General features: G+C 75.6%; 7 protein-coding genes. All 7 read left to right on the top strand.

Going from position 1 to position 9,386, the window contains the following annotated elements; genetic code table 11:
* Positions 1-87 precede the first annotated feature (87 nt).
* Positions 88-1,380, top strand: coding sequence for a 6-phospho-beta-glucosidase (locus HYE82_RS29560; RefSeq protein WP_179177253.1), 1,293 nt, complete (start codon positions 88-90; stop codon positions 1,378-1,380).
* A complete protein-coding gene (locus tag HYE82_RS29555) occupies positions 1,371-2,411 on the top strand; it encodes a BadF/BadG/BcrA/BcrD ATPase family protein (protein ID WP_309144487.1) in 1,041 nt (346 codons plus the stop codon). Before HYE82_RS29560 ends, HYE82_RS29555 begins: the two co-directional genes overlap by 10 nt.
* Before the next feature lie 328 nt (positions 2,412-2,739).
* Complete coding sequence (locus tag HYE82_RS29550; RefSeq protein ID WP_179177251.1) at positions 2,740-4,032, top strand: hypothetical protein; 1,293 nt, start codon at positions 2,740-2,742, stop codon at positions 4,030-4,032.
* A 143-nt stretch (positions 4,033-4,175) separates the two neighbouring features.
* Positions 4,176-5,120, top strand: coding sequence for a glutamate ABC transporter substrate-binding protein (locus HYE82_RS29545; protein ID WP_256987873.1), 945 nt, complete (start codon positions 4,176-4,178; stop codon positions 5,118-5,120).
* 71 nt (positions 5,121-5,191) lie between these two features.
* Complete coding sequence (locus HYE82_RS29540) at positions 5,192-6,454, top strand: hypothetical protein (protein ID WP_179177249.1); 1,263 nt, start codon at positions 5,192-5,194, stop codon at positions 6,452-6,454.
* On the top strand, positions 6,451-9,270 hold the full coding sequence (locus HYE82_RS29535) for a serine/threonine-protein kinase (protein WP_179177248.1): 2,820 nt from the start codon (positions 6,451-6,453) through the stop codon (positions 9,268-9,270). The genes HYE82_RS29540 and HYE82_RS29535 overlap by 4 nt, the downstream gene beginning before the upstream one ends.
* 3 nt (positions 9,271-9,273) lie before the next feature.
* The coding region (locus tag HYE82_RS39585) for a zinc-ribbon domain-containing protein (protein WP_369009823.1) at positions 9,274-9,386 on the top strand (113 nt) is incomplete at its 3' end.

Here is a 9,386-nt window from a genome sequence, read left to right as displayed (position 1 = left end):
CCCTCCGCCCCCTCCGCCCTCCGGGCATCCGACGAAGCGTCACCCGGACCCCCTCTCGACCCGACTGAAAGGCCGGCGCACGTGACCATGAAACTCGCAGTGGTGGGCGGCGGTTCCACCTACACCCCCGAGTTGATCGACGGCTTCGCCCGGCTGCGCGACACCCTGCCGCTCGGCGAGCTGGTGCTGATCGACCCCGCCGCCGAGCGCCTCGGCCTCATCGGCGCACTGGCCCGGCGGATCCTCGCCCGGCAGGACCACCCGGCCGCCGTCACCACCACCACGGACCTCGACGCGGGCGTCGAAGGCGCCGACGCGGTCCTGCTCCAACTGCGCGTGGGCGGGCAGGCGGCCCGGCTGGGGGACGAGACCTGGCCGCTGGAGTGCGGCTGCGTCGGGCAGGAGACCACGGGCGCCGGCGGGCTCGCCAAGGCCCTGCGCACGGTCCCGGTGGTCCTGGACATCGCCGAGCGCGTCCGGCGGACCAACCCGGACGCCTGGATCATCGACTTCACCAACCCCGTCGGCATCGTCACCCGGGCCCTGCTGCGTGCCGGGCACAAGGCGGTCGGGCTGTGCAACGTGGCCATCGGGCTGCAGCGGAAGTTCGCGGCACTGCTGGACCTGGCGCCGGCCGACCTCCATCTGGACCACGTCGGCCTCAACCACCTCACGTGGGAGCTGGGGGTGCGCCGGGGCGGCCCGGCCGGGGAGGACCTGCTGCCGGGACTGCTCGCCGCCCACGGGGAGGCCGTCGCCGCCGAACTGCGACTCCCCCACGCGGTGCTGGACCGGCTGGGCGCGGTGCCCTCGTACTACCTGCGGTACTTCTACGCGCACGACGAGGTGGTCCGGGAACTGGGCGGGAAGCCGTCACGGGCCGCCGAGGTGGCCGCCATGGAGCGGGAGCTGCTCGCCCTGTACGCCGATCCGGCGCTGGACGAGAAGCCGGCCCTGCTGGCCCGGCGCGGCGGGGCCTTCTACTCGGAGGCGGCCGTGGACCTGGCGGCGGCACTGCTCGGCAACGGCGCCGCCGGGAGCGGCGGCGGTACGGCGGCGGGCTCCGTGCAGGTGGTCAACACGCTCAACAACGGGACGCTGCCGTTCCTGCCGGACGACGCGGTCGTCGAGGTGCAGGCCCGTGTGGATCGGTCCGGGCCGGTGCCGCTGGGCGTGCCGCGGCTGGACCCGCTGTACGCCGGCCTGATCGGGCACGTGACGGCGTACGAGGACCTGGCGCTGCAGGCGGCCCTGCGCGGGGGCCGGGAGCGGGTGTTCCGGGCGCTGCTCGCGCACCCGCTGGTCGGCCAGTTCGACCGGGCCGAGGGGCTGACGGACCGGCTCCTCGCGCACAACAAGGAGTATCTGGCGTGGGCGTGAGGCGGCCGTCCGCCGGGGTGCGGGCCGCGGTCCTCGCCCTCGACGCGGGCAACAGCAAGACGGACGCGGCCCTGGTCGGGGCGGACGGCAGGGTGCTGGGCACCGGGCGGGCCGGCGGCTTCCAGCCGCAGCTCACCGGGACCGGCGCGGCCGTGGACGTACTGGAGCAGGCCGTCGCGCAGGCTGCCGGGGCGGCCGGTCTGACCGGTCCGGCCGGGGCCGCCGGGGCGGTTCCGGCCGGCCTCCCGTACGCCGACACGGTCTCGGCCTGCCTGGCCGGAGCCGACTTCCCGGTGGAGGAGCAGCAGCTCGCCGACGCGGTCGCGGCCCGCGGCTGGGGCGCGGCCACGCAGGTCCGCAACGACACCTTCGCGATCCTGCGGGCCGGGCTCCCGGTGGGCCGGCCGCCCCGCGGGGTGGCGGTGGTGTGCGGGGCCGGCATCAACTGCGCGGGCATGCTGCCCGACGGGCGCACCGCCCGGTTCCCGTCCGTCGGCCGGATCTCCGGCGACTGGGGCGGCGGGGGCGGCCTGGCCCGGGAGGCCCTGTGGTCGGCGGCGCGCGCCGAGGACGGCCGGGGGGAGCGCACCGGGCTGGCGGCGGCGCTGCCGGGCCACTTCGGGCTGGGCTCCATGGCAGCCCTGATCGAGGCGCTGCACCTGGGGCACCTGGCGTGGCGGCGGGTCCACGAGCTGGTGCCCGTGCTGTTCGAGGTGGCCGCGGCCGGCGACCGGGTGGCCGCCGCGCTCGTGGAGCGGCAGGCGGAGGAGGTGGTGGCGATGGCGTCGGTGGCACTGGCCCGGCTGGACCTGCTCGCACAGGAGGCTCCGGTGCTGCTGGGCGGGGGAGTCCTCACCGCCGGGCATCCGCAGCTCGACGGGCCGATCAGGGCGGGGCTGGCCGCACGGGCACCGCTGGCCAGGGTGTCGGTGGTGGCGGCCCCGCCGGTGCTCGGGGCGGCGCTGCTGGGGCTGGACGCAGTGGGGGCGCCACCCGCTGCACACGCGGAACTGCGTGCCCATTTCGGGTGAACCTGCCCGGGGCGGTCCCGCGTCTGGAACCGTGGCGGGCGGGCACACGTATGGACGGTGACGGGGTGGTCGAGAGGCGCGGGGGCGCGCCGGGGGGCGCGCACAGGGGGCGGTTCACGCAGGATCCGGCACCGGGTGCTGTGATCCACCGTCCTTCCGGCCATACTTCAGCGAAGCATTTCAGGCGAGGGGCAGCACCGAGGGGGAGGTCAGGGTGGCCATCACATCACGCGCGCACGCGTCCGGCGGCGCCGCCGGGCCGGCCGCGGGGCCGCCCGCGGCACCCCCGGCCGGGCCGGCCCGGCCCGGTACCGCCTGGGCCGAGGGCGTGGAGCGGCTGCGCGCCGCCGCCACGACCGAGCCCGGCCGGCTGCGCATCATCGGCGCCGTGCTGGCCGCGCTGGTGCTCCTGTTCGGCGTGGTGACCGTGTGGGAGGTGTCCGACCGGGTCGCCGCCGCGGAGGACGTGGTGGGCCGCAGCCAGCCGCTGAGCGCGGACGCGGCGAGCATCTACCGTTCCCTCGCGGACGCCGACACGGCCTCCTCCAGCGGCTTCCTGGCCGGGGCGGACGAGCCGCGCGAGGTCCGCAAGCGGTACGAGGAGGACATCGCGGGCGCCTCCCGGCTACTGGTGAGCGCGGCCGCCAACACCGCGGCGGACGAGGACTCCCGCAAGCAGATCGCGCTGCTCGGCGAGCAGCTGCCCCGCTACACCGGGCTCATGGAACAGGCGCGGGCCACCAACAAGCAGGGGCTGCCGCTCGGCGGCGCCTACCTGCGCCACGCCAACGAGCAGATGAGCACCCAGCTCCTGCCGGCCGCACAGCGGCTGTACGAGGCGGAGACGGGCCGGCTCCACCGGGACCACGACAGCGCCCGCGCGCTGCCGCTGGCCTCGCTGGGCACCGGGCTGCTCGCGCTGGCCGCGCTGGTGTGGGCGCAGCGCCGCACCTACCGGCACACGAACCGGGTCTTCAACCACGGCCTCGTCGCGGCGACCGCCGCCTCACTGGCGGTGCTGCTGTGGCTGGCGGTGGGGCACGGGCTGGCGCGGTCGGCACTGGCCGAGGCGCGCACGGACGGCCAGGAGTCCCTGAAGGTCCTCAACGACGCGCGGATCGCCGCGCTCCAGGCCCGCGCGAACGAGAACCTGACGCTGATCGCGCGGGGTGCCGTCCTGGCCGAGGACAAGAAGTCGGACAAGTACGACGTGGACTTCGCGGCCGACATGAAAGACCTGGACGCGGGCCTGGCGAAGGCCGGGCGCCTCGCCGACGACGCCCCGGGCAGGGAGCCGGTCGCCCGCGCGGCGGACGCCGTCCGGCAGTGGAAGCAGCGGCACGCGGCGGCCCGGGAGACGGACCTGAGAGGCGACTACGAGGACGCGCTGCCCCAGGTCATCGGGGACAAGGACCACAAGGACAGCAGCGGGGCCTCGTTCGACCGGGTGGACGCCTCCCTGGAGCAGGCCCTCGCCCACGAACAGCAGGAGTTCACCCTGGCGGCCCGGGACGGGCTCGGCGCGCTGGGCGGTCTGACGACGGGTTCGGCTGCCCTGGCCGTCGTCGGCGCCGGCGCGGCCCTGCTCGGCATAGGGCGCCGGCTTTCGGAGTACAGGTGACGGCGATGCGGATACGCGTGAGCGAGGACGGCGGCGGGGACGGGCAGGGCACCGGAGCCGGCGGCCCGGCCGCCGGGCGTGCCCGCCCGTCCGGGGTGCACCGGCTGGCGCGCCGGCTGCGCGGCTGGGGCGGGGTCAGCGCGATGGCCGCCGCCTGCGCGGTGACGGCGGCGACGGTGCTGCTGCCGCTGGCCCAGGCGTCCCCGGACGGCGGCCGCCCGGCCGTGGTCGGCGCGCCGGACGCGGTGCAGGCCGCCCCGCAGACTCCCTGGACCCTCACCGACACCTGCCCGGAGCCGGAGGCCAGCCTGCGCCCGTCCGGCGTGGACGGGCCCGCGATCGAGCGGATCCGCAAGGCGGGCAAGCTCGTCGCGGGCGTCGACCAGAACAGCTTCAAGTGGGGGTACCGCAACCCGGTCGACGGCCGCCTCGACGGCTTCGACATCGCCCTGGTCAAAGCCATCGCCAAGGACATCCTGGGCGATGAGAACGCCGTCATCTACCGGGCCGTCCCCACCAGCCAGCGCATCCCCGCGCTGCAGGACGGCCGCGTCGACGTCGTGGTCCGCACCATGACGATCAACTGCGAGCGGCTGGAGGACGTCGCCTTCTCGACCGCCTACTTCGAGGCCGGGCAGCAGGTGCTGGCCCCCAAGGGCTCGCCGATCACCGGCTACAACGCCTCGCTGAAGGGCCGCAGGATCTGCACGGCCGCCGGCTCCACCGCCGAGGCGGCCCTGAAGGGCCAGTCGTACGGCGCGGTGCCGGTCCTCGTACCCAACCAGCTGGACTGCCTGGTCCGGCTGCAGCTGGGCGAGGTGGACGGCATCATCACGGACAACGCGCTGGCGGCCGGCCAGGCGGCGCAGGACCCCTCGGTGCGGCTCGTCGGCTCCCCGTTCACCAAGGAGTTCTACGGGGTGGCCATGAACAAGGAGGCCACCGACCTCGTGCGGCGGGTCAACAAGGTGCTGGAGGGCTACCGCGCCGGCGGTGACGGCAGCCCCTGGATGCAGGCCTACACCACACACCTCAAGCCGGTGCTGCCCGGTGTGGCCGGGCCGCCCGCGCCCAAGTACCGGGACTGAGACCGGTGGCGCAAGGGAATCCCGACGGCAGGAAGGCGGGGGCAGGTCAGGTGGAGGCTGGTTCGGCCGTGATGAACCGGGACGACGTCGACCGTGCCCTGGCCCGGCTCGGCGCGGAGCACGAGGCCGTGGAAACCTCGCTGCTCGCCCTCCAGGACCACGCCGGGCGCCGGCTCCTGGAGGGCGCCTGCCTGACGGGGGTCACCCAGGAGCGGTGGGCGGCCGCCGAGGCCGCGATCACCCGGCTGTGGAGGTACTTCGACGCCTACAGCGGGGCGCTGAAAGCCGCCCGGGAGATACGGGAGCGGCGCCGCTGGCCCGCCCGTGAGGAGCTGGTCGAGCTGACCGAGCGGCTGCGCGGGCCCGGCGTGCTGATCGCCGGGGCCGGGGCGGAGGGCGCGGCCATGGCGGAGCGGCTCTCGCTCGCCGAGCTGGTGGCCCGGGTGAACGAACTGTACGCGAGCTCGCTGGACGTGGTGGTGGCCGCCGACGCGGTGTGGTCGGCGCTGCCCGCCCGGATCGACCTGCTCTCCGCGGAGCTGCGCCGCACCCGTTCCCTGGCCCACTCGGTGGGCGTCCGCCCTGGCGAACACCCCTCGGGCGACGACCTGGAGGCCATCACCGCCGAGCTGACCGAGCTCCGCGCCCGGGTCATCGCCGACCCGCTGGCGTTCTGGCAGCCCGCGGCGGGCAGCTCGGCGCCCGGGGGCGGCCGCCCGGACACCACCCGCTACGACCGGGCCGCGCTCGCGCTGGAGGACGTACGCCGGGAGATCGAGGCGGTGCTGGCGGTCCGGCAGGATGCCGAGCAGCGGCTGATCAGACTGCGGGACGTGCTCTCGCGGGCCGACCGCACCCTCGCGGAGGCGCGCACGGCCCGGACCGAGGTGCTCGCGAAGATCGCGGCATCGGAGGTTCCGGTGGTGAGCGGGCCGCCGACCGCGCTGCAGGAGCAGCTGGCACTCGCGTCCGACCACCGGCGCAACTCCCGCTGGCACCGGCTCTCGCCGCTGCTGGAGGCGCTGGAGGAGCGGGCCGAGGAGGAACTGCGCAGGGCCCGCGACTCGTTGACCGCGGTGACGGCGCCGCTCGCAGTACGGGCCGAGCTGCGGGGGCGGCTGGACGCGTACCGGGCGAAGGTGGCGCGGCACGGGCTGGCGGAGGACCCGCTGCTGGCGGAGCGGTACGACACGGCCCGGCGGATGCTGTGGAGCGCCCCGTGCGACCTGCGGGCCGCCGAACAGGCCGTGCTGCGCTACCGGCAGGCGGCCGCCGAGTCACTGGCAGCGCAGCAGGACCGGCCCGCGGGGCCGGGTAAGGAGGACGACGCATGAGCCTGGCCGGAACCGCGTGCGTACGCCCCGGCTGCCCGGGGGCGTACGAGGACATGGGCGGCGGCGTGCTGTACTGCGACACGTGCGGGCTGGCGCCCGTCGGCTCCGTCGCGGCGGGAGCGGAGGAGCTGCTGTCGCCGCCGACGGGGATGACCAGTCCGGCACGCCACGCCGACCCGCGGGGTTCGCAGGGCTCGGGCCGGCCGGGGTCCTCGTCGAACTCGCACTCGTCCTCGGCGCGTTCCTCCCGCTCCTCCGGCTCCGCGCGTTCCTCGCGGTCGTCGCGCTCCTCGTCCTCGCGGCGCTCGGTGTCGGGCCGGCTGCCGGGGGTCGCGTCCACCCGCTCGGTGTCGGTGCGCAGTTCGGGCCCGTCGTCCGGCTCCTCGGGCCGCAGCAGGCTCGGGGCCGGGCTGGTCAACATGCCGGAGGTGCCGCGCCCGGACCCGTCGACGGCGGTGCTGCGGAACCCGGAGGTGCCGGAGCGCAAGCGGTTCTGCTCGCGGTCGGACTGCGGGGCCCCCGTGGGCCGGGCCCGCGGGGAACGGCCCGGCCGGACCGAGGGGTTCTGCACCAAGTGCGGGCACCCGTACTCCTTCGTTCCCAAGCTGCGGCCGGGGGACGTCGTGCACGGCCAGTACGAGGTGGCCGGCTGCCTCGCGCACGGCGGCCTCGGCTGGGTGTACCTGGCGGTGGACCGGGCCGTCGCCGACCGGTGGGTGGTGCTCAAGGGCCTGCTGGACACGGGGGACCAGGACGCGATGGCCGCCGCCATATCGGAGCGGCGCTTCCTCGCCGAGATCGAGCACTCGAACATCGTGCGGATCTACAACTTCGTGGAGCACCTGGACCAGCGGACCGGCTCGCTGGACGGCTACATCGTCATGGAGTACGTCGGCGGCAAGTCGCTGAAGGAGATCGCGAACGACCGGCGCCGGCCCGACGGCCGCCGCGACCCCCTGCCGGTCGAGCAGGCCTGCGCGTACGGGATCGAGGCGTTGGAGGCCCTCGGGCACCTGCACAGCCGCAACCTGCTGTACTGCGACTTCAAGGTCGACAACGCGATCCAGCAGCAGGACCAGCTGAAGCTGATCGACATGGGGGCGGTGCGCCGGATGGACGACGACCAGTCGGCCATCTACGGCACGGTCGGCTACCAGGCGCCGGAGGTGGCCGAGCTCGGCCCGTCCGTCGCCTCGGACCTGTACACGGTGGCGCGCACCCTGGCCGTCCTCACCTTCGACTTCCAGGGGTACACGAACGTCTTTGCGGACTCCCTGCCGGATCCCGAGCACATCGAGGTGTTCCAGCGGTACGAGTCCTTCTACCGGCTGCTGGTACGGGCCACCGACCCGGATCCGGACCGGCGGTTCTCGTCCGCGCAGGAGATGGCGGACCAGCTGACGGGCGTGCTGCGCGAGGTCGTCGCCCTCCAGACGGGCACGCCGCGGCCGCAGCTGTCCACGCTGTTCGGGCCGGAGACCCGGGTCCCGGACACGCGGCTGTTCGCGGACCCGGCCGGCGCGGAGGTGTCCCGACTCGGCGTCCGCGAGGTGACGGGGCGCAGGGCCGGCGGAGGCGGCTGGTCCGCCCGGCTCGGCCGAGTGGGGCGGGGCGGCGGCCGTCGCGGCCGGGGTGGTCGGGCCCGCGGGTCCGCTGCCGCCCCGGCCGTGACGGCAGCGGCCGCGGCGGGGCCCTCAGGGGCTCCCGCGCCGGGACCCGCCGCCGCGGCGGCACCGCTGGGATCCGAGGCGACCCACCGGAGCGGCAGCCCCGCCGCGTTCGTGTCCGTGCCGGCTCCGAGGCCGGCTCCGACCCCTGCCCCTGCGGCTGCCGCCGCCCCGGCCCCTTCGTCGCACCCGGCTCCCGCGCCGGCGCTGCCCGCGCTCACCCGGCTGGCGCCGCTCGACGCCCGGGACGTGGCGCTGGCGCTGCCCGTGCCGCTGGTCGACGCGGGGGACCCCAATGCCGGGTTCCTGGCCGGGCTGCTCGCGTCCGCGCCCGCCGACCTGCGGGCCGCCCTGCGCGCGGCGCCCGCCGACTCGGCCGAACTGCGGCTGCGGGAGCTCCGGGCGCACCTGGAGCTGGGTGAACCGGACGCCGCAGGCGCCGTCCTGACGGGCCTGGAGGCCCGCCACCCGGACGACTGGCGGGTCGTCTGGGCCCGCGGCATCGCCTCGCTGGCCTCCGGCGACGACGCCATAGCGGCGCTGTCCTTCGACGCGATCTACGACGCCTTCCCCGGCGAGCCCGCGCCGAAGCTGGCGCTCGGCCTGTGCGCCGAGGTCCTGGGACAGCTGGACAACGCCGCCGAGTACTACCGGCTCGTCTGGATCACGGACCCCGGGTTCGTGAGCGCGGCCTTCGGGCTGGCCCGGGTCCAGCTGGCCACCGGCGACCGTGAGGCGGCGGTGCGCACGCTGGAGTCCGTGCCGGAGTCGTCCATCCACTACACGGCCGCACGGGTGGCAGCGGTACGGGCACGTCTGCGCGACCGCTCTCCCGAACAGGCCCTGTTGCCTGACCTGACGGCAGCTGCCGTGCAGGTGGAGGCACTTGAGCGGCTCGGTCTCGACGCGGTGCGCCACGAACGGCTGTCGACCGAGGTTCTGGGCTTGGCCCTGGACTGGGTACTGTCGGGTAGCCGGGGCAGTGACCCCGGTCGCACCACGCTGCTCGGCAGTCAACTCGACGAGCAGGGCCTGCGCTTCGGCCTGGAGCGCTCGTACCGCGTTCTCGCGCGGCTGGCGCAGCGGGGCGAGGACAGGATCGAACTGGTGGAGCGGGCCAACCGTTTCCGCCCCCGGACGTGGGTGTGATTGATGTCGATGCATCGGCTGTCTGGCTGCCCCGGCTGCGCGGAGCCCCTTGAGGAGGGCGACCGTTTCTGCGGTGTCTGCGGCTCCCCCGTCAGCGCGTTCCCTCCACCCCTCCC

Source organism: Streptomyces sp. BR123 (genome assembly GCF_013401435.1).
Lineage (GTDB): Bacteria > Actinomycetota > Actinomycetes > Streptomycetales > Streptomycetaceae > Streptomyces.
The sequence above is the reverse complement of the archived record's forward strand: the minus strand, read 5'-3'. Positions and strand labels throughout refer to the sequence as shown.

Bases quoted from the DNA above. Each gene is read 5' to 3' on its own strand.
- HYE82_RS29560 (WP_179177253.1), top strand. From the start codon at position 88: ATGAAACTCGCAGTGGTGGGCGGCGGTTCCACCTACACCCCCGAGTTG.
- HYE82_RS29545 (WP_256987873.1), top strand. From the start codon at position 4,176: ATGGCCGCCGCCTGCGCGGTGACGGCGGCGACGGTGCTGCTGCCGCTG.
- HYE82_RS29540 (WP_179177249.1), top strand. From the start codon at position 5,192: ATGAACCGGGACGACGTCGACCGTGCCCTGGCCCGGCTCGGCGCGGAG.
- HYE82_RS29535 (WP_179177248.1), top strand. From the start codon at position 6,451: ATGAGCCTGGCCGGAACCGCGTGCGTACGCCCCGGCTGCCCGGGGGCG.